A 17523-nucleotide genomic window follows, 5' to 3' on the forward strand; every position below is an offset into this window, starting at 1 on the left:
CCGGATCCGCGCACGAAGCCCCCGGTCGCAGCCGGTCCGGCCGCCCGGTGTAACAGTCGCCGGGCGCCTGAGCATATTCCATGGGCGCTTCCCAGGAAATGAGGCCTCTGCCAAAGTGGACAGCCTGCACGGAGCAACGGAACGATCACGTGGAGGCAACCTATGTCCACCCCGAGACGCACCCCGGCACGCACCCGGGCACGAACCCCTCGCCACAGACGCTCCACCGCGGCAGCCGCCCTGCTCACCGCGGTCGCGCTGACCGGGACCCTGACCGCCGCGCGCGCCGCCCCGGCGCACGGCGCCCAACCGCCCAAGGAACCGGTCGCCACCGGCTACGGCGGCGCGGTCGCCAGCGTCAGCCCGTACGCCACACAGGCCGGGCTGGACGTGCTCAAACACGGCGGCAACGCCGTGGACGCCGCGGTGGCCACCGCGGCCGCGCTCGGCGTCGTCGAGCCGTACTCGGCCGGGATCGGCGGCGGCGGCTTCTTCGTGTACTACGACGCGCGCACGCACAAGGTCTCCACCATCGACGGCCGCGAGTCCGGACCCGCGGCGATGACCACGAACTGGTTCATCGACCCGGCGACCGGCCAGCCGCTGTCGTTCACCGACGCGGTCAACTCCGGTCTGTCGGTCGGCATCCCGGGCACGCTGAAGACCTGGACGACGGCGCTGAACAACTGGGGCACCATTCCACTGGGCAAGGCGCTGCAGGGCGGTATCGACATCGCCTCCAAGGGCTTCGTCGTGGACCCGACCTTCAACTCCTTCACCGCGATGAACCAGGCGCGGTTCTCCCAGATCGCCCCGACCGCGCAGCTGTTCCTGCCCGGCGGCGCGCCACCGGCGGTCGGCTCGGTGTTTAAGAACCCTGATTTGGCGAACACCTACAAGCTGCTGGCCAAGGAGGGTCCCGGGCTGTTCTATGGCGGCGAGTTGGGCAAGGAGGTCGCGAACACCGCGCAGCATCCGCCGACGATCCCGAACCCGACGATGAACTTCCGCCCCGGCGGTCTCACCGCAGCCGACATCACCGGCTACAACGCGCCGGTGCAGGCGCCGACGCATGTGAACTACAAGGGTCTGGACGTCTACTCGATCGCGCCGCCGTCCTCCGGCGGGACGACAGTCGGCGAGGCTCTCAACATCCTGTCGAACTTCAACGTGAACTCCGGCGACCAGGTGCAGGCGCTGCACTTGTATGACGAGGCCTCGAAGATCGCCTTCGCCGACCGCAACCGCTGGGTCGGGGACGCGAAGTTCAACGACGTGCCGACCAAGCAGCTCACCTCGGCGCGGTACGGCGACGACCGGGCCTGCCTGATCAGCCCGACCAGCACGCTGACCGCGCCGGTCGCGCCGGGGAACCCCTTCGCGCCGGGCGGCGGGACGGACTGCTCGGCGGCCGCGCCGAGCGGGACCTCGTACACCGACACCGAGGGCATGTCCACGACGCACCTGGTGACCTCGGACAAGTGGGGCGACGTCGTGTCCTACACGCTGACCATCGAGCAGACCGGCGGCTCGGCGATGACCGTGCCCGGCCGCGGCTTCCTGCTGAACAACGAGATGACCGACTTCGACTTCGTCCCGCTGTACCCGGGCGTCCCGGACCCGAACCTGCCGGCCGCGCACAAGCAGCCGCGCTCGGCGATGTCGCCAACCATCGTGCTGAAGAACGGCAAGCCGTTCATCGCCGTCGGCTCCCCGGGCGGCGCCACCATCATCACCACGGTGCTGCAGATCCTGGTCGACCGCCTGGACCTGGGCATGAACCTGGAGCAGGCGATCGCCGCACCGCGTGCGTCACAACGGAACGCCGCCTCCACACAGGCCGAGCCGGCGTTCTTGAACCTGCCGCAGATCCCTGGGTTGGAGGCGTTGGGTGAGACGTTCACCCTCGCGCCGCCGTCAGGAACGCCGACACCGGAGATCGGCGCGGCGACCGGACTGGAGTTCCTGCCGAACGGCGCCGTCGAGGCGGCGGCTGAGCCGGCGCGGCGCGGTGGCGGCGCTGCGGCTGTCGTGCATCCGGTGAGGTAGAACTGGCGCTTGTCTACCCGAGGCTGGACCGGATTCTTGGCAGTCTCCGGTCCAGCTTTGGGAGGTGTTCGTGAAACGCGATCCGGGTGACAGACTCAGGGCACAGATAACGACCTGAGGGGATCAAGACATGACGATCGATGTTGTCGACGAATCGGTTCCGGCGGACGGAACGCGTGGGCAGCATGTGCTCGACCTTCTGGACAAGGCCATCAACACGCAGACCCCGCTGGTGCGCAAGAACATCGCGCGGGCCCGGCAGAAGAACCCGGAAGCGCCGCCGGCGCGCGTGATCCGGAACCTGGAGCGGATGTATGTCAGTGCTTTGACCGGCTCTGGCGCCGCGGTGGGAGGAACCGCGGCGGCGCCCGGTGTCGGCACGGGAGTCGCGCTGGCCCTGTCGGCGGGCGAGGCTCTGTCGTCGCTGGAGCTGAGCGTCTTGTTCGCGCTGTCGATCGCCGAGGTCCACGGGGTTCGCATCGACGAGATCGAGCGCCGCCGGACCATCGTGATGGGCATCATGCTCGGCGGGTCGGGCTCGTCCACCATCGCCAAGATCTCCGAGCGCACGGGACAGCACTGGGGACGTCAGATCGTCGCCAAGGTGCCCGCCGAGAGCCTGCGCCAGATCAACAAGGTCCTGGGACGGAACTTCGTCACCAAATACGGGACCAAGCAGGGAGTCATCGTCCTCGGTCGGGTGGCGCCGTTCGGGATCGGCGCCGTGATCGGCGGCGGCGCCAACGCCGCGCTCGCGACGCTGTCGGTGCGGGCCGGTCGCCGCGCGTTCGGCCCGCCGCCGGAAGCGTGGCCGGAATCCGAACACAGCGCGGCAGCAGAGCCGATTTCGGCGCCGTGACAGGAAGAGCCTCAGCTCCGGGCGGCCATCGCGACGCCGAGGGTGATCATGGTGATGGCGATGACGCCGTCCAGGACGCGCCAGGCTTTGGGGCGGGCGAGGAGTTTGCCGAGGCGGCCGGCGCCGAAGCCGAGGGTGGTGAACCACAGGATGCTGGCGGTGGTGGCGCCTAGGGCGAAGGACCAGTGGGCGTTGCCGTAGCTGTTGCCGACGGTTCCTAGGAGTAGGACGGTGTCGAGGTAGACGTGGGGGTTGAGCCAGGTTAGGGCTAGGCAGGTCAGGACTGCTGTGCGGAGGGTGGTTTCGCCTGTGCCGTCGGCTGCTAGGTGGTCCTGGTGTTTCCAGGCTCGGCGGGCGGCGAGGAGGCCGTAGGTCACCAGGAATGCGGCGCCGATCCAGGCTATGGCGGTCACGGCGGTCGGCATGGAGCGGACGAGGGCGCCGAGGCCGCCTACGCCGGCGGCTATGAGGACGGCGTCGGAGGCGGCGCAGATGGTGACGATGATGCCGACGTGCTCGCGGCGGACTCCCTGGCGCAGGACGTAGGCGTTCTGCGCGCCGATCGCGATGATCAGGGACAGGCCGGTGCCGAGGCCGGCTGCGGCCGCCGCGAGGGAGGAGGTCATGGGGACGATGCTAGGAAGGCCTGTGATCCTCAGGCCAGCTAACTTTTCTTGGCTATCATTAGAGATCATGATGACGGACCTGCCGCTGGACCACGTGCGCACCCTCCTGGTCGCGGTGGACGCCGGCACCTTCGAGGCCGCTGCCCGCATCCTGCACGTCACCCCCTCCGCGGTCAGCCAGCGGATCAAGGCGCTGGAGCAGCGCACCGGCCGCGTGCTGCTGGTCCGCTCCAAGCCGCTGCGCCCGACCGAGTCCGGCGTGGCGGTGGTGCGCTTCGCCCGGCAGCTGGCGTGGCTGGAGGACGCCGCCCGGGCGGAGCTGGGACTGGCCGGCGCGGACCAAGCCGATGCCGCTCATGACGCTCATGCCGCCGATGGCACCAGCGCCGCCCCGGTCCAGACCCTGTCGATCGCCGTGAATTCGGACTCGCTGAGCACCTGGTTCCCCGAGGTGACCGCACGCTTCAGCCCGGAGGCGGCGGTCTGCTTCGACCTCCACCGCGAAGACCAGGACTACACCGACGAGCTGCTGCGCGCCGGGTTGGTGATGGCCGCCATCTCCTCCTCGCCGAAGCCGGTCCAGGGATGCGTGGTGCGACCGCTGGGGCGCATGCGCTACCGCGCGGTCGCCACCCACGGCTTCGTCAGGCGCTGGCTGCCGGGCGGCGTCGGCGCGACGGATCTGGCTGCCGCGCTCGCCGTCGCGCCGGTCATCATCTTCAACCGCAAAGACGATCTGCAGGACGGCTTTCTGCGCGGCATCGGAGCACCAGCCAGCGGACCGCGCCACTACCTTCCGGCGACGGACGCGTACCTGTACGCGGTGGAGTCCGGATACGGCTGGGGACTGATCCCGGACGTGCAGGCCAAGCAGTTCGGCCAGGTGGAGCTGGTCGAGCTGGCGCCGGGACGGCCGGTGGACGTGCCGCTGTACTGGCAGCAGTGGAGGCTCGCGCCGCCGATGCTGACCGAGGTCGGGGAGGTCGCGGTGGAGGTCGCGGCACGACGCCTCGCGTAGGCGGGAGGAACCGTTGCGCAGGCGAGGCGGCGGAACTGTCACCGAGATCGCACGCTCAGATCCCGAAGCGCGCCGCCAGCCCATCCAGCATCGCCTGGAGTCCCAACTCGAACTCCCGCACCGCGTCCACCGGCGCCAGTCCGTCGGTGACGAGCGCCGCGAACCGAGGGTAGCGTCCGCTGCGCAGCAGCCACTGCATGTTCGCGCGTAGCAGCAGCCTGACATCCCCGTCGGCGCCGTAGCCGCGCCGCTCCAGCATCATGCGCTGGTTCACCTCGCCGTCGGCGGCGCCGCGCGCGTAGGCGTCCAGCGCCCTGATGAGCTGCATCTTCTGATCACCGGTGAGCGGCAGCGGTTCCAGCGCGGCGAGCATGCGCTCCAGGACCTGGTTGCGGCTGGGGGTCAGGGTGGCCGGGACCTGGGACTGCGCCGCCGGGAGCCAGGGGTGGGCCAGCGCCGTGGCGCGGCGGCGGTGGGCCGCCTCGCCGAAGACCGCGCGCCAGTCCTCGGGGTCGGCGGTCAAGGTGGCGGGGTCGCTGACCGCGTCGGTCATCAGCTCCAGGAGTTCGTCCTTGCTGTCGACGTAGCGGTACAGGGCCATGGTGGCCACGCCGAGGCGTTCGGCGAGCTTGCGCATGGAGACGGCTTCCAGGCCTTCGGCGTCGGCGAGGGCGACGGCGGCTTCGGCGATCCGGTCGTGGGTCAGGGTGCTGCGGGCGGTGCGGGGGGCGTCGAGGCGCTCCCAGATCGTCGCCGGGATCTCCCCGTCCGCCGCGGAGGGGGCGCCCTCGCTCTTGGTCTTCGCCATGCCGGAAGCCTCCCATGGGTCGTCTTGTGTACATCGTACGCGCCGAGGTACGGTGTACGCACTGGAGCGTACAGCGTACACATTCAGCCCACTCATCAGTACCAGACCAGCACGTCAGCCTGCCACCACGCCATCCACTCCCAAGGGGGATCACCATGACCGCCGGCACAGCCACCGCCACCGCCGACTCCGCCGCGCCGCCCTCGGACGCCGCCGCGAACCCCGACCCGCTGCGCGTCGCCGTCATCATCGGCAGCACCCGCGCGGGCCGCTTCGCCCCGACCGTGGCCGACTGGTTCCTCGCCGGCGCCGCCGAGCACCGCCCCGATCTGGTCTTCGACCTGATCGACCTGGCCGAGGCGGACCTGCCGCTGACCATGACCGGCTTCGGGCAGCCGCGTCCGGAGGCGGTCGCCGCCCTCGCGCCGCGGCTGGTCGACGCCGACGCCTTCGTCGTGGTCACCCCCGAGTACAACCACAGCTTCCCGGCGGTGCTGAAGAGCGCGATCGACTGGTACCACGGCGAATGGAGCCGCAAGCCGGTCGCGTTCATCTCCTACGGCGGCGTCTCCGGCGGGCTGCGCGCCGTACAGCAACTGCGCCACGTCTTCATCGAGCTCTCGGCGGTGCCGATCCGCGACACGATCAGCTTCACCGAGTACTGGAACCAGTTCGCCGAGGACCAGTCGTGGCCGCGTCCCTCCGAAAACCGCGACAAAGCCTTGGTGAGCCTGCTGGATCAGCTCGTCTGGACCGCCACGACGCTGCGCGCGGGCCGCCGCAGGGAAGCCGCCGGCTGAAAACTTGCCCTCAGCGCAAAAAAATAATTGCGCTCAGCGCAAGTTCGGGAGAAGGTGTATCCGTGTCCGCAGACGACAACGACGCGGGCTCCCGGCGCGAACGCAAACGCCTGGAGACGCGCAACTGCATCAGCCAGGCGGCGCTGCAGCTCACCCTGGAGAACGGCGGGCTGCAGAACGTCAGCCCGGACGAGATCGCCGAGCGCGCCGGGGTCTCCCCGCGCACGTTCCACAACTACTTCCACAGCCGCGAGGCCGCGCTCGGGGCGCTGCCCGGGGACCGCGCCAGGCGCGTGGCGCTGGCCTTCAGCGAGCGCCCCGCCGCCGAACCCTTCGACGTCGCGCTGGCCGAGGCGGTCGTCGCGGAGTACACGCTGGGGCACGAGCCGGACAAGGCCGTGGTCAGCAAACTCCACGCGATCATGGCCGACGGCGGCTTCACCAAGGAGGCGCTGCGCCGGGTGATGGCCGACGAGGGGGCGCGGCCGCACCTGCTGGAGTCGATGCGCCAGCTCGAGGACGCCCTGACCCCGGTCATCGGCACCCGGCTGGGGCTGGATCCGAACGAGGACCTGCTGCCGCGGATCGTCGCGGCGGCGGTGAACGGCGCGGTGCGGGTGGCCACGAAATATTGGCTGCACGAGGACTCCGAGGTCCCCTACACTGCCCTGCTGCGCCAAGCGGTCCGCACCGCCGCGGCGCTGGCCGAACAGCCCTCGCTCCCCTACCCGCCTGGGCCCAGCGTACCGGAAAACGCAAACCCCTGATTTCGCATACAGTGCTCGCCCGGTCACGCCGACCGCCACCGTGAAGCCGGCATGCCGTGCCAGATGGGACGACTTCATGCTTATCAAAATCCTGAGACAATACCTGCGACCGTACAAAGGACCGATCTATCTGGTCCTGGCGCTGCAGTTCGTGCAGACGCTGTGCGCGTTGTACCTGCCCACGCTCAACGCCGACATCATCGACGACGGCGTGGTCAAGGGCGACACCGGATACGTCATCAAGACCGGCGCCCTGATGCTGGTCTTCTCGCTGCTGCAGATCGCCTGCTCGGTCGGCGCCGTCTACTTCGGCGCCCGGACCGCGACGGCGCTGGGCCGGGACCTGCGGGCCGGCATCTTCGACCGGGTCCAGGCCTTCTCCACCCGCGAGGTCGGCCGCTTCGGCGCGCCCTCGCTGCTCACCCGCACCACCAACGACGTGCTGCAGGTGCAGATGGTGGTCCTGATGACCTTCACCATGGCCGCCGCCGCGCCGGTGATGCTGGTCGGCGGCGTCATCCTGGCGCTGCGCCAGGACGTGCCGCTGTCCGGGCTGCTGGTCGCGATCATCCCGGCGCTGGCCATCGCGATCGGGATCATCATCAGCCGCATGGGCCCGCTGTTCCGGATCGTGCAGGTCCGCATCGACAAGATCAACGGTGTGATGCGCGAGCAGATCACCGGTATCCGCGTCATCCGTGCCTTCGTCAAGGACGAGCACGAGAACCAGCGCTACGGCCGGGCCAACGAGGAGCTGCTGGACGTCTCGCTGCGCGTGGGCAAGCTGATGGCGCTGATGTTCCCGGTCGTGATGACGATCGTGAACTTCGCCAGCGTCGGCGTGCTGTGGTTCGGCGCGCACCGCATCGACTCCGGCGGGATGCAGATCGGGTCGCTGACGGCGTTCCTGAGCTACCTGATGCAGATCCTGATGTCGGTCATGATGACCACGTTCATGTTCATGATGGTTCCCCGGGCCGCGGTCTGCGCCGACCGCATCGGCGAGGTGCTGGAGACCGAGTCCAGCGTCGTCCCGCCGGTCGTGGCGCTGGTGCCGCAGACCTCCGGCACGCTGGAGTTGCGCGGCGCGAGCTTCAAGTACCCCGGCGCCGAGGACTGCGTGCTGAACGAGGTGTCGCTGACCGCGCGGCCCGGGGAGACCACCGCGATCATCGGCTCCACCGGCGCGGGCAAGACCACGCTGCTGAACCTGGTGCCCCGGCTGGCCGACGTCACCGACGGCGCGGTGCTGGTCGACGGTGTGGACGTGCGCCAGCTCGATCCCCAGCGGCTGACCGAGACGGTGGCCATCGTGCCGCAGAAGCCGTATCTGTTCACCGGCACCATCGCCTCCAACCTGCGCTACGGCCGGCCCGACGCCTCCGATGAGGAACTGTGGGAGGCGCTGGAGACCGCGCAGGCGCGGGACTTCGTCGAGCGCATGCCCGAGGGCCTGAACGCCCCGATCGCCCAGGGCGGGACCAACGTCTCCGGCGGCCAGCGGCAGCGCCTGGCGATCGCCCGCGCGCTGGTGCACAAGCCGGAGATCTTCCTGTTCGACGACTCGTTCTCGGCCCTGGACTACAGCACCGACGCCCGGCTGCGCGCCGCGCTGGTGGACCAGACCCGGGAGTCCACGGTGGTCATCGTCGCGCAGCGCGTCTCCACGATCCGCACCGCGGACCGCATCATCGTCCTGGACCGGGGCGTGGTGGTCGGGTCCGGGACCCACAGCGAGCTGATGGAATCCAACGAGACCTACCGGGAGATCGTGCTCTCGCAGCTCACCGAAGAGGAGGCCGCGGCATGAGCACGGGGAACAGCGGGAACTCGGGGAGCTCGGAGAACTCCGAAAACTTCGAGAACTCCAAGGACTTCGAGAACTTCGACGCCGCCCAGAACGGCGCGGGCTCGAACGGCGCCGCCCAGAACGGTGCGAGCTCGAACGGCGCCAGTACCAACGGCGCCAGTACCAACGGTGTCAGTCAGAACGGCGCCAGTGCCAACGGCGCGAGTTCGAACGGCGCCGGGACCAACGGCGTGAGTCAGAACGGCGCCAAGCCCGGCGCGGCGCCGAAGATCCCGGCGGCGGCCGGCTCCCCGGACCGCGACGCCGAGCGCCTGGAGACCGAGAGCGAGGGCGACGCGCCGCGTCCGCAGCAGGGCGGCGCGATCCGCGGTCCGGCGGCGTTCATGGCCGGACCCGCCGCGAAGTCCAAGGACTTCAAGGGCTCCTCCCGCCGGCTGCTGGCCTACCTACGCCCGGAGCGCCCGATCCTGATCGTCTCCATGGTGATGGCGGCGATCGGCGTCGGGATGTCGGTCTGGGGACCCAAGCTGCTGGGCAAGGCGACCGACCTGATCTTCGCCGGCGTCATCGGGCGGCAGTCCAAGCCCGGTCCGGACGGCCACTACCCGACCAAGCAGGAGACCATCGCGCGCTTGCGCGCCACCGGCCACGGCACCCAGGCCGACCTGCTGAAGTCGATCAACTTCACGCCGGGCCACGGCATCGACTTCACCAAGGTCGGGCACGTCCTGATGATCCTGGCCGGGCTGTACGTCCTGGTCTTCGTCTGCATGATGATCCAGTCCCGACTGGTCATCATCGTGGTGAACCGCGCGATGGCGCGGCTGCGCACCGACATCGAGGCCAAGCTGAGCCGGCTGCCGCTGTCCTACTTCGACAAGCAGCCGCGCGGAGAGGTGCTCTCGCGGGCCACCAACGACGTGGACAACCTGGCCCAGTCCCTGCAGCAGTCGCTGGCGCAGGTGGTGATGCAGGTCTTCACGCTGCTGGGCGTGATGGTCTTCATGATCTGGACCTCCTGGCTGCTGGCGCTGATCGCGATCGCGATGGTGCCGCTGTCGGTGTTCGTCGCCGGGCGGATCGGCAAGCGGTCCAAGCCGCAGTTCGTCAAGCAGTGGGCGGCGACCGGCCGGCTCAACGCGCACATCGAGGAGATGTACACCGGCCACCAGCTGGTCAAGGCGTTCGGGCGGCAGGAGGAGGCGGCGGCGGAGTTCAAGAAGCAGAACGACGTGCTCAACGACGCCAGCTTCAAGGCGCAGTTCATCAGCGGTCTGATCCAGCCGACGATGATGTTCCTGGGCAACGTCACCTACGTGCTGGTCGCGGTGGTCGGCGGGCTGCGGGTCTCGGCCGGCGCGCTGTCGCTGGGCAGCGTGCAGGCCTCGATCCAGTACACCCGGCAGTTCAGCATGCCGCTGTCGCAGGTCGCGGCGATGGCCAACATGATGCAGTCCGGGGTCGCCTCGGCCGAGCGGATCTTCCAGATCCTGGACGCCGAGGAGATGTCGCCCGAGCCGGCGCAGCCGGTGGAGCTGGAGCGGGTGCAGGGGCGGGTGGAGTTCCGGGACGTGAACTTCAGCTACTCCGCCGACCGGCCGCTGATCGAGGACCTGTCGCTGGCCGTGCAGCCGGGGCAGACCGTGGCCATCGTCGGCCCGACCGGCGCCGGCAAGACCACGCTGGTCAACCTCCTGATGCGGTTCTACGAGGTGGACTCCGGCGCGATCCTGCTCGACGGCGTCGACACCGCCGAGATGTCCCGGGAGTACCTGCGGACGCAGACCGGCATGGTGCTGCAGGACGCGTGGCTGTTCGGCGGCTCCATCGCCGACAACATCGCCTACGGCACCCAGGGCGCCTCGATCGAGCGGATCAAGGCCGCGGCGGCGGCCACGCACGTGGACCACTTCGTGCGCACGCTGCCGGACGGCTACGACACCGTGCTCGACGAGGAGGGCTCGAACCTCTCGGCCGGCGAGAAGCAGCTGATCACGATCGCCCGCGCCTTCCTGGCGGAGCCGGCGATCCTGATCCTGGACGAGGCGACCTCCTCGGTCGACACCCGCACCGAGGTCCTCATCCAGCGCGCGATGAACAAGCTGCGCGAGGGCCGCACCTCCTTCGTCATCGCGCACCGCCTGTCCACCATCCGCGACGCCGACATGATCCTGGTCATGGAGAACGGCCGGATCGTGGAGAAGGGCTCGCACGTGCAGCTGCTGGACGCCGACGGCGCCTACTCCCGGCTGTACGCGGCGCAGTTCTCGCAGGCCCTGGCCGAGGTCGACTAGCCCTCGGCCGAGACGACCTGAACCAGGGTCCTGCGTCAGCGGCGGGCCGGCCGACTCCGAGGGGGGAGTCGGCCGGCCCGCTTGCTGTGTGCAACTCGGCAAAAGAGTTGCCATGAGCTCGTGACTTCCTGGCTACCTGCGAGTAGCTTTACCGACCGGTAACCACGCGCGTGTGACCCTGCTCACTCGAACCGTTCGCCCTCGGTCGCCCCCCAGGGAGTCAGAATGCGTAAACGCCGGATTCTCCATGCCCTCTCAGCCCTGCTCCTGGTCGCGCCACTTGTGGCGTTGGCCGCCCCCGCCCAAGCCGCCACCTCGTCCGGGATCAACGACTTCTCGTGCAAGCCCAGCGCCGCGCACCCCCGACCGGTGGTGCTGGTACACGGGACGTTCGGTAACGCCAGCGACAACTGGCTGGTCGGCGCGCCGTACATCGCCGCGCGCGGCTACTGCGTCTTCGAACTCGACTACGGCCAGGAGCCGGGCATCCCGCTGTTCCACGGCCTGGCGCCGGTCGCGCAGTCGGCGCAGCAGCTGTCGGACTATGTCAACCAGGTGCTCGGCGCCACCGGCGCGTCCCAGGTCGACATCGTCGGACACAGCCAGGGCGGGATGATGCCCCGCTACTACCTGAAGTTCCTCGGCGACGCCGCGAAGGTCCACACCCTCGTCGGCCTCGCGCCCTCCAACCACGGCACCAATCTCGACGACATCGAGACCCTCGCCGCCGACTACTTCCCCGCCGCGCTCGGGCTGATCGGCACGGCCTGCCCGTCGTGCTCGGACCAGATCGTCGGCTCGCCGCTGATGCAGCAGTTGAACGCCGGCGGCGACACCGTGCCCGGCGTGCAGTACACGGTGATCTCCACGCTGTTCGACGAGGTCGTCACCCCCTGGCAGTCGCAGCGGCTGAGCGGAGCGAACGTCCACAACATCCTGCTGCAGAACCTGTGCCCGACCGACCTGTCCGAGCACGTCCTCATCGGCACCACCGACAAGATCGCCCTGCACGAGGCGGTCAACGCACTGGATCCGTCCCACGCGACGCCGACGACGTGCCTGTCGGCCTTCTCGTAGATTCGCCATGGCGGGCGGTGCCGCGGTTCTCGTTGACGCGGCACCGCTCGCCGGCGCCTAGAGTCAGTCCTCGTGACCCAGGACCCTGACTGCTACAGCTGCCAGAACGAGGCTCGCCTGCCGGAGCTGCCACCGCGCGAACACGTCGGGTCCGACGACCACTGGCGGGTCGCGCACGCCTTCGGCGCGGGCGTGCCGGGCTGGCTGGTGCTGCTGCCGCGCCGGCACGTCACGGCGATCGCGGACCTGACCGACGCCGAGGCCGCTGGTCTGGGCACCTGGCAGGTCCGGTTGTCGCGGGCGCTGCACGCGGTGACGGGCTGCGAGAAGACGTATGTGGCGCAGTTCGCCGAGGCTGCCGGCTTCGGACATGTCCACTTCCACATCGTCCCGCGAAGCCCTGACCTGCCGCCGGAGCTTCGCGGTCCGCGCGTGTTCGGGCTGCTCGGGCGCGGTGCGCAGGAATCGGTTCCGGACGTGCGGGCAGACGAGATCGCTCTCGCGCTACGAGCAGCGCTCGCCGGCTGAGAAGCGCGCGGCCGCAAGGATCGCAGCCCCCTACTCAGCAGCCTGATACACCGCACGCCCGCCCGGCAGCGGCGGGCCCACCGCGTCGCCGCCCGAGCCGCGGTCGATGAAGCGGGTGGCCAGGACCACCGAGCGCGCGGCGGCGTCGTCGCCGTCGATGCGGCCGAACAGGAGTTGGGCGGCGGTACGGCCGAGGGCTGCGGGGTCCTGGCTGACCACTGATATCGGGGGGTCGAGTTTGTCAGCGAGCAGGAAGTCGTCGAAGCCGACCAGGGCGAAGCGGCGGCTGGCGCCGGCGTCGACCGCGCCGAGGGTGACCAGGTCGTTGCCGCTGAAGACGGCGGTCGGGGGGTTGGGGGCGTCCATCAGCTCGCCGATCGCCTTGGCGGCTTCGGGGACGCCGCGCAGGCCGTGGCGGACCAGGGCCGGGTCCACGGCCAGGCCGGCGGCGGCCATGGCTTGTTCGTAGCCGGCGTAGCGTTCGCGCTGGGTCCAGATCTCCTGGCGGTCGCCGAGGTAGGCGATGCGGCTGTGGCCGCGGTCCAGGAGGTGGCGTACGGCCGTGGCGGTACCGGCTCGGTTGTCGACGGCAACGCAGTCCACGTCCAGGCCGGTCGCCGGGCGGTCGACGCAGACCACCTTCACCCCGCGCGCCATCTGCGCCCGGAAGAAGGGGCGGTTGCCGCCGGTGGGGACCAGGACCAGGCCGTCGACCTGGCGGGCGCTGAAGGCCGAGACCACGTCGCGCTCGCGGCGGGGGTCGTCGTTGGTGCTGCCGACCAGGACCAGGAAGCCGCGGCGGTAGGCCTCGTCCTCGACCGAGCGCGCGAGGGCGGAGAAGAAGGGGTTCGCCAGGTCGTCGACCACCAGACCGATGGTGCGCGAATCCTGTGCCTTGCGTCTGAGGTTGCGGGCGATATCGTTACGCTGGTAACCCAGAGCCCTGATCGCCTCCTCGACCCGGGCCGCGGTCTGCGGGGCCACGCCGGTCTCGCCGGCCACCACCCGCGAGACCGTCATCAGCGACACCCCCGCCGCCCGCGCCACGTCTTTCATCGTGGGCCGCGCTGCCATCGGTCCTCCTCGTTCGGCTGGTTAACGTTACCATCCGTAATTCCTCAGCGCGTCCCATTGACAACTCTTCTCAGGGGCCAGACAATCCCCGATGCCTGTGAACGTTCACACCGTACTGCGTCAGTGCTCGCGTCGAGAGAAGAGACATCGTGACCGGTTCGAACCGCACAGGGCGCCCACGGCGCCTCAGCTCCCTGATATCGGCCGGGGCCCTGGTGGCCGCGACCGCACTGGGCACCGCGGGGCTGTCCGCGGGTGCCGCCCACGCCGCCGCCCCCGCCTTCGTCGCCGATCCGGCCTCCACGGTCAACACCCTGGTGATGACCTCCGGCGGCGGCAACGACTTCCCCGGCGCCGACTCCCCGTTCGGCATGGTGCAGTGGAGCCCGGACTCCCCCAACGGCAGCCGCAACGCCGGCGGCGGCTATGACTACAGCGCCAACTCCACCCGCGGGTTCTCCCTGACCCACGTCGCCGGACCCGGCTGCGGCGCCATGGGCGACCTGCCGGTCCTGCCGTTCACCGGCGGGCTGCCCTCCGGCGACCCGGGTGTGCTCACCGAATCGCTGAACCACAGCACCGAGACCGGAAACGCCGGCTACTACACGGTGAGCACCGGCTCGACGCCGGTGAAGACCGAGCTGACGACCACGGCCCACACCGGGATCGCCCGCTTCACCTTCCCGGCCACCACGCAGGCCGACCTGCTGCTCAAGCTGCTGGACAGCCAGAACGGCAGCAGCGCCACCGCCGCGCAGATCGTCGGCAGCAACGAGGTCACCGGCCAGCTCACCTCCGGCGGCTTCTGCGGCGAGGCCGGCAGCTACACGCTGCACTTCGACATGGTCTTCTCGCAGAACTTCACCTCCTCGCAGGTCATCACCGAAAGCGGCCAGGGCAGCCCGAACTCGGTGTTCCTGAACTTCAACACCAGCTCCAACCAGACCGTCCAGGCCAAGGTCGGCATCTCCTACGTCTCGGCCGCAAACGCTTCCGCCAACCTGGCCGCCGAACAGTCGGGGTTCAACTTCTCCACGGTGCAGACCGCCGCGCACAACGCCTGGAACGCCCAGCTGAACAAGATCCAGATAGCCGGCGGCACCACCAGCCAGCAGCAGCTGTTCTACACCTCGCTCTACCACGCGCTGCTGCACCCCAACACGGTGACCGACGTCAACAACCAGTACATGGGCTTCGACAACGCCGTGCACACCGCCGCCTCCGGCCACCCGCAGTACGACCAGTTCTCCGGCTGGGACGTCTACAAGGGCCAGACCCAGCTCGCCGCGTTCGTCGATCCCTCGATCGCCTCGGACCAGGCGCAGTCGCTGGTGAACGACTACGCCCAGGGCGGGACGTTCCCGCAGTGGGGCTTCATGAACTTCTACAACTGGGTCATGGACGGTGACCCGGCGACCGCCGCCATCGCGAACTACTACGCCTTCGGCGGCACGAACTTCAACACCTCCACCGCGCTGTCGGACATGCTGAATGAGGCCACGACCAACAACAACGTGCGCCGCGGGACCTCGCTGGAGAACACCTACGGCTACCTGCCCTCGGACCTCTACACCGGCTCCCTGGGCTGCTGCAACGTCCGCGACACGGCCTCCAGCCTCATCGAGTACGACAACGCCGACTTCGCGCTGTCCCGCTTCGCCTCCTCCATGGGCGACTCGGCCAACGCGACCAAGTTCAACGCCCGGGCCAACAACTGGAAGCACATCTTCAACCCGGCCAACCAGCTGCTGAACCCCGAGTCGAGCAACGGCAGCTTCGACAGCATCACCACCGGGAGCACGACCGGCTTCACCGAGTCCACCGCCGCGCAGAACCGCTTCGACGTCGGCTTCGACCAGGCCGGTCTGGCCGCGCTCTACGGCGGCAACAGCGCGATCAACTCGGCGCTGGACTACTACTTCCAGTCCTTCAACAGCAGCCACTCCGACCAGTCGTTCCTGTCCAACGAGGTGGACCTGGGCACCCCCTGGTTCTACGACTGGACCGGCGAGCCCTCGCACACCCAGTCGGTCGTGAACCGCATGCTCAACCAGCTCTACCAGGACACCCCGGCCGGCTTCCCGAACAACGACGACCTGGGCACCATGTCCTCGCAGTACGTCTGGGGCGCCCTGGGCATGTACCCGGTGACCCCGGGCAGCGCGGACCTGGCGCTGAACAGCCCGCTGTTCACGCAGGCGGTCGTCCACCTGGACTCCGGCTCGACCATCACGATCAACGCCCCGGCCGCCTCGGCGAGCAACTACTACATCCAGTCGCTCACCGTGAACGGCACCGCGAGCACCCACACCTGGCTGCCGGCCTCGACCTGGAAGTCCGGCGCCACGCTGAACTTCACCCTCGGCTCCTCGGCGTCCAGCTGGGGCACCGCGGCCGGCGACGCGCCGCCGTCCTACGACCAGAGCAGCGCCGGCGGCGCCGTCGGGCCGCTGACGTCGGGCATCGCGGGCAAGTGCGCGGACGACGACCACCGCGGCACCGCCAACGGGACCAAGATCCAGCTGTGGAGCTGCAACGGTTCGGTGGCGCAGCAGTTCACCGCCAACGCCAACGGCAGCCTGGGCATCATGGGCGGCTGCCTGGACGTGACCAGCGGCGGGAGCGCGGACGGCACGCTGGTGCAGCTGTACACGTGCAACAACACCGGATCCCAGGTGTGGCAGCAGCAATCCAACGGCTCGCTGGTGAACCCGCAGTCCGGCAAGTGCCTGGACGACCCGGGCAGCAGCACCACCGACGGCACGCAGTTGCAGATCTACACCTGCAACGGCTCCAACGCCCAGAAGTGGACGATTCCGTAGCGCCGGCGGCGCCCTCCGGCTCCGCCGGAACGCAGTGAATCGCAGTGAATCGCAGTGAATCGAACTGAATTCGCACTGAAATCGCACTGAACTGAAATCGCACTGATCAGGGGTCTGGTTCCGAAGTGAACCAGACCCCTGACGCCTCCCCCCAGGAGGTCTCAGTCGCGCGCGTGCGCCAGCAGCCGCCGCACGTTGTCCAGCTCGAACGGGTGGTCCCCGCCGACGATGATGTGGTCGGCGCCGACGTCCAGATACGCCTGGTAGTTGTCGATCTCGTCGTCATTGATCATCACGGTGCGCTCCACGGCCTTGGGGTCCCGGCCCAGCTTCGCGCACCACTCGTCGAGCACCTGGTTCTTGTGGCGGAAGTTCTCCACCGGACCGAAGGTGTTCCACAGGTCGGCGTACTGCGCGACCAGCCGCAGCGTCACCTTCTCCCCGCCGCCGCCGATCAGGATCGGCAGGTCGGCGGCGGCCGGGTTGAGCTTGCCCAGCCGCTCCTTGATCCGCGGCAGCGCCGCCTTCAGCGCCTGCAGCCGCTCCGGCGCGGTCCCGAACTCATAGCCGTATTCGGTGTAGTCGCGCTCGAACCAGCCCGAGCCGATACCCAGCACGTACCGTCCGCCGGAGAGCTGGTCCACGGTCCGCGCCATGTCCGCCAGCAGCTCAGGATTGCGGTAGCTGTTGCAGTGCACGAGCATCCCGAACCGGGCCCGCGTCGTGGTCACGGCCATCGCGGCGAGCAGGCTGGAGCCCTCGAAGTGGGTCCCGTCCGGATCCCCGCCGAGCGGGTAGAAGTGATCCCAGGTCCAGATCGAGTCCACGCCGAGAGCGTCCGCGCGCTGCCACGCCTCGCGCAGGGCGGTGGTGTCGGTGTGTTGAGGGCGCAGCTGCACGCCCACTTTGAATCGCGCCATGAACGGCGGTCCTCACTGTCGTAAGAGGTCTACGGAGTTGTACCGGACAACTCCACCACACTCAAGGACGA

At 69.2% G+C, this 17523-nt stretch carries 14 protein-coding genes; 10 read left to right on the forward strand and 4 right to left on the reverse strand.

All coding sequences use genetic code 11. From position 1 onward, the window contains the following. Nucleotides 1-162 precede the first annotated feature (162 nt). Nucleotides 163-2049 carry a gamma-glutamyltransferase gene (ggt, locus tag CACI_RS29370; RefSeq protein WP_015794516.1) on the forward strand — a complete coding sequence of 629 codons (1887 nt, stop codon included), beginning with the start codon at nt 163-165 and terminating at the stop codon, nt 2047-2049. 130 nt (nt 2050-2179) lie between these two features. Beyond that, nucleotides 2180-2908 carry a hypothetical protein gene (locus tag CACI_RS29375; protein ID WP_015794517.1) on the forward strand — a complete coding sequence of 243 codons (729 nt, stop codon included), beginning with the start codon at nt 2180-2182 and terminating at the stop codon, nt 2906-2908. Between the two features lie 11 nt (nt 2909-2919). On the opposite strand, the gene CACI_RS29380 is transcribed toward CACI_RS29375, so the two are convergent. Next, complete coding sequence (locus CACI_RS29380; protein ID WP_041540532.1) at nt 2920-3534, reverse strand: LysE/ArgO family amino acid transporter; 615 nt, start codon at nt 3532-3534, stop codon at nt 2920-2922. Nucleotides 3535-3604: 70 nt separating this feature from the next. Between CACI_RS29380 and CACI_RS29385 the strand changes: the two genes are divergently transcribed. Then, on the forward strand, nt 3605-4552 hold the full coding sequence (locus CACI_RS29385) for a LysR family transcriptional regulator ArgP (RefSeq protein WP_015794519.1): 948 nt from the start codon (nt 3605-3607) through the stop codon (nt 4550-4552). Nucleotides 4553-4607: 55 nt separating this feature from the next. Here CACI_RS29385 and CACI_RS29390 read toward each other — a convergent pair whose 3' ends face one another. Next, nucleotides 4608-5360, reverse strand: coding sequence for a TetR/AcrR family transcriptional regulator (locus CACI_RS29390; protein ID WP_015794520.1), 753 nt, complete (start codon nt 5358-5360; stop codon nt 4608-4610). A gap of 155 nt (nt 5361-5515) precedes the next feature. Between CACI_RS29390 and CACI_RS29395 the strand changes: the two genes are divergently transcribed. The 6 genes from CACI_RS29395 (at nt 5516) to CACI_RS29420 (ending at nt 12636) form a co-directional block, all read left to right on the forward strand. After that, complete coding sequence (locus CACI_RS29395; protein WP_015794521.1) at nt 5516-6160, forward strand: NADPH-dependent FMN reductase; 645 nt, start codon at nt 5516-5518, stop codon at nt 6158-6160. Nucleotides 6161-6222: 62 nt separating this feature from the next. Next, nucleotides 6223-6927, forward strand: a complete 705-nt coding sequence (locus CACI_RS29400; RefSeq protein ID WP_015794522.1) for a TetR/AcrR family transcriptional regulator — start codon at nt 6223-6225, stop codon at nt 6925-6927. Nucleotides 6928-7003: 76 nt separating this feature from the next. Then, nucleotides 7004-8737, forward strand: coding sequence for an ABC transporter ATP-binding protein (locus CACI_RS29405; RefSeq protein WP_015794523.1), 1734 nt, complete (start codon nt 7004-7006; stop codon nt 8735-8737). Continuing rightward, nucleotides 8734-11031, forward strand: a complete 2298-nt coding sequence (locus tag CACI_RS29410) for an ABC transporter transmembrane domain-containing protein (RefSeq protein ID WP_015794524.1) — start codon at nt 8734-8736, stop codon at nt 11029-11031. The genes CACI_RS29405 and CACI_RS29410 overlap by 4 nt, the downstream gene beginning before the upstream one ends. A 225-nt stretch (nt 11032-11256) precedes the next feature. After that, nucleotides 11257-12108, forward strand: coding sequence for an esterase/lipase family protein (locus tag CACI_RS29415; RefSeq protein WP_015794525.1), 852 nt, complete (start codon nt 11257-11259; stop codon nt 12106-12108). A 72-nt stretch (nt 12109-12180) separates the two neighbouring features. Continuing rightward, nucleotides 12181-12636 carry an HIT family protein gene (locus CACI_RS29420; RefSeq protein ID WP_015794526.1) on the forward strand — a complete coding sequence of 152 codons (456 nt, stop codon included), beginning with the start codon at nt 12181-12183 and terminating at the stop codon, nt 12634-12636. 30 nt (nt 12637-12666) lie between these two features. Here CACI_RS29420 and CACI_RS29425 read toward each other — a convergent pair whose 3' ends face one another. Further along, nucleotides 12667-13710: a LacI family DNA-binding transcriptional regulator gene (locus CACI_RS29425; protein WP_015794527.1), complete on the reverse strand. Its 1044-nt coding sequence runs from the start codon at nt 13708-13710 to the stop codon at nt 12667-12669. A gap of 215 nt (nt 13711-13925) precedes the next feature. Here CACI_RS29425 and CACI_RS29430 point away from each other — a divergent pair, with 215 nt between their 5' ends. Then, nucleotides 13926-16532: a GH92 family glycosyl hydrolase gene (locus tag CACI_RS29430; protein ID WP_223297280.1), complete on the forward strand. Its 2607-nt coding sequence runs from the start codon at nt 13926-13928 to the stop codon at nt 16530-16532. A 161-nt stretch (nt 16533-16693) separates the two neighbouring features. Here the strand turns inward: CACI_RS29430 and CACI_RS29435 are convergent, their stop codons facing one another. Continuing rightward, nucleotides 16694-17452 (reverse strand): LLM class F420-dependent oxidoreductase, encoded by a 759-nt coding sequence (locus tag CACI_RS29435; protein WP_015794529.1) that lies wholly within the window; start codon nt 17450-17452, stop codon nt 16694-16696. Nucleotides 17453-17523 lie beyond the last annotated feature (71 nt).

This window comes from Catenulispora acidiphila DSM 44928 (genome assembly GCF_000024025.1).
Lineage (GTDB): Bacteria > Actinomycetota > Actinomycetes > Streptomycetales > Catenulisporaceae > Catenulispora > Catenulispora acidiphila.

Bases quoted from the DNA above. Each gene is read 5' to 3' on its own strand.
- CACI_RS29395 (WP_015794521.1), top strand. From the start codon at position 5,516: ATGACCGCCGGCACAGCCACCGCCACCGCCGACTCCGCCGCGCCGCCC.
- CACI_RS29390 (WP_015794520.1), bottom strand. From the start codon at position 5,360: ATGGCGAAGACCAAGAGCGAGGGCGCCCCCTCCGCGGCGGACGGGGAG.
- CACI_RS29375 (WP_015794517.1), top strand. From the start codon at position 2,180: ATGACGATCGATGTTGTCGACGAATCGGTTCCGGCGGACGGAACGCGT.
- ggt (WP_015794516.1), top strand. From the start codon at position 163: ATGTCCACCCCGAGACGCACCCCGGCACGCACCCGGGCACGAACCCCT.
- CACI_RS29435 (WP_015794529.1), bottom strand. From the start codon at position 17,452: ATGGCGCGATTCAAAGTGGGCGTGCAGCTGCGCCCTCAACACACCGAC.
- CACI_RS29380 (WP_041540532.1), bottom strand. From the start codon at position 3,534: ATGACCTCCTCCCTCGCGGCGGCCGCAGCCGGCCTCGGCACCGGCCTG.
- CACI_RS29415 (WP_015794525.1), top strand. From the start codon at position 11,257: ATGCGTAAACGCCGGATTCTCCATGCCCTCTCAGCCCTGCTCCTGGTC.
- CACI_RS29425 (WP_015794527.1), bottom strand. From the start codon at position 13,710: ATGGCAGCGCGGCCCACGATGAAAGACGTGGCGCGGGCGGCGGGGGTG.
- CACI_RS29405 (WP_015794523.1), top strand. From the start codon at position 7,004: ATGCTTATCAAAATCCTGAGACAATACCTGCGACCGTACAAAGGACCG.
- CACI_RS29410 (WP_015794524.1), top strand. From the start codon at position 8,734: ATGAGCACGGGGAACAGCGGGAACTCGGGGAGCTCGGAGAACTCCGAA.
- CACI_RS29385 (WP_015794519.1), top strand. From the start codon at position 3,605: ATGACGGACCTGCCGCTGGACCACGTGCGCACCCTCCTGGTCGCGGTG.